We start from the raw sequence: 1,766 nt of genomic DNA on the forward strand, positions 1-1,766 counted from the left end.
ACGATCGCACAGTACGACCTCAAGACAGGTAAATCCAAAGGAGATCGTCAGTATCGCTGGACCGAGCCTGAAAATAAAGACGGTGTCTACCGATCTGGAGGCATATACGGTTCTGCTTTTTTGTACGGTAAAGACCTTTATGTCTTTCAGGGAAAGATACTAGCTTCCTATGACTTCTGGAACTATAAACCAGACAGCAAACCTGCTCGCAAGTGGGCGCAAGATAGCTATGAACAACTTGTTCCTTTATTGTCTATTCATGAAGGTCGCATGTTCTACCAAGATTTTAGTACATCCAGACTGACTGCTATGAAGCTGTCCTCAGGTCAATTCATTCATTACGACGGCGATAATCCGACCGTTCAAGCTGACGTATTCGGTAAAGGAGTCTATGTCGGGCAATCAGATGGCGTATTTCATGGTTATGACCTGATGACCTTGAAGCCCGTGTTTACTGTCAACACAGGCTCACGCTCCTTCGGTCCAACGCTCAAATCCGGCGGAATGATATTTATTCAAAGCGGAAACCGTCTGCTTGGCGTCAAGCTCCCTGCTTCTTTAAAATAAGGCCAAAAATTTCAAGCAGCAATCTCTCAGAAAAGGCAAAAGCTTAACGGATAGCAAGCATACGATTCAGTGCCAGTACAGCATCCTGTCTGACCTGAGCATCCACACGAATCACACCCACAGGCTCTCCCCGATCAAACTGCTCCATTGCCCACAGCAAATGGGGAAGATCGATCCGGTTCATGGTCAGACAGGGACACATATCGGGATTGAGCGATTCAATCTGCTGTTCAGGGTACTGCTGTTTGATTCGTTGCACGAGATTCATTTCTGTGCCAACAGCCCATTGGGTTCCCGGCTCTGCCGCGCGAATGGTATCGATGATGAATTTTGTGGAGCCCGCGCAATCTGCGAGCTGTACGACCTCATAAGAGCATTCGGGGTGCACGATGACCCGGATGTTCTTATCACGCTCACGGACGTTGCGAATATGATCTACCGTGAATTTTTCATGTACTGAACAGTGCCCTTTCCATAAAATAATTTTTACGGTTGCCGGGTCCTGTTCAGTCTCCAGCTGATCGGTCATGGGATTCCACACGGCCATTTCAGCCAGCGGAATTCCAAGATCGTAAGCTGTATTGCGACCTAAATGCTGATCCGGCAAAAACAAAATACGTTCCTTTTGCTTCAGCGCCCATTCCAGCACTTGTTTGGCATTCGAAGAGGTCACGGTAGCCCCGCCATGCCGTCCTACAAAGGCTTTGATCTCTGCTGTGGAATTTACATACGTTAACGGAATGGTCGTATCTCCTACCAACTCCTGTAAATGCTTCCACGCTCGTTCTGTCTGCTCTATGTTCGCCATATCTGCCATTGAGCAGCCTGCGCGCATATCCGGCAGGACAACAGTCTGTCGATCGGTAGTCAGCATATCCGCTGTCTCCGCCATAAAATGTACCCCACAAAATACAATAAACTCCGCTTCCTGATTTTGTGCAGCCATTTGAGCAAGCTGTAGAGAATCTCCTGTTATATCAGCAAACTGAATAACCTCGTCCTTCTGATAGTGATGACCCGGTATAAGCAGCTTGGGTCCCCATTTTTGTTTCAGCTCGGCCACTCGCTGCTCCATGTCAGCAACCGTCAGTGTCTTATAATGCTCTGGTATAAGCCCTCGATTTCCTTGTAAAATGTCAAGCATAGACATTAGAATCCCTCCATATCGATACGGCTGATCGTTCCCGCTCTCACGAACA

At 47.8% G+C, this 1,766-nt stretch carries 1 protein-coding gene and 1 pseudogene; one reads left to right on the forward strand and one right to left on the reverse strand.

Features of this window, described 5'->3' with window-relative positions; translation table 11 throughout:
• Positions 1 to 567: pseudogene (locus GRP75_RS26050) on the forward strand (PQQ-binding-like beta-propeller repeat protein); the annotation flags it as partial.
• Positions 568 to 610: 43 nt separating this feature from the next.
• Here the strand turns inward: GRP75_RS26050 and nadA are convergent.
• A complete protein-coding gene (nadA, locus tag GRP75_RS26055) occupies positions 611 to 1,717 on the reverse strand; it encodes a quinolinate synthase NadA (protein ID WP_160790777.1) in 1,107 nt (368 codons plus the stop codon).
• Positions 1,718 to 1,766: the final 49 nt, after the last annotated feature.

The sequence above is a fragment of the Paenibacillus sp. OT2-17 genome (assembly GCF_009827695.1).
In the GTDB taxonomy this organism is placed as follows: Bacteria; Bacillota; Bacilli; order Paenibacillales; family Paenibacillaceae; genus Paenibacillus; species Paenibacillus polymyxa_B.